Consider the following 301-nt stretch of genomic DNA (forward strand, 5'->3'; position numbering starts at 1 on the left):
CTCCACGATGTCGCTGTACGTGTGCTGGCTCGACCAGCAGTTCAAGAAGGAGAACATGCCGGCCAAGGAGCTTCCCGCGCTGATGGCGGCCGGCTACCGCACGAGCGACCGCACGGTCATCACGGAGGGCGGCGTCCCCGAACGCGTGCGGCCCCACGTCGAGAAGGTGCTCCGCTACCTCGCCGACTACGAGCGCTGAGGAAGCGGAGCTGTCGCTCAAGGCCGTTCAGCAGTCCTTGACGTCCGGCATCTTGTTGTCGGGCGAGTTGATGTAGATGTTGGAGATCCAGCCGTTGTACTG

1 pseudogene is annotated in these 301 nt (G+C 63.8%); it reads left to right on the forward strand.

Going from position 1 to position 301, the window contains the following annotated elements:
• Positions 1 to 199: pseudogene (locus tag TN53_RS43845) on the forward strand (serine/threonine protein kinase); the annotation flags it as partial.
• Positions 200 to 301 lie beyond the last annotated feature (102 nt).

It is taken from the genome of Streptomyces sp. WM6386 (genome assembly GCF_000972385.1).
In the GTDB taxonomy this organism is placed as follows: Bacteria; Actinomycetota; Actinomycetes; order Streptomycetales; family Streptomycetaceae; genus Streptomyces.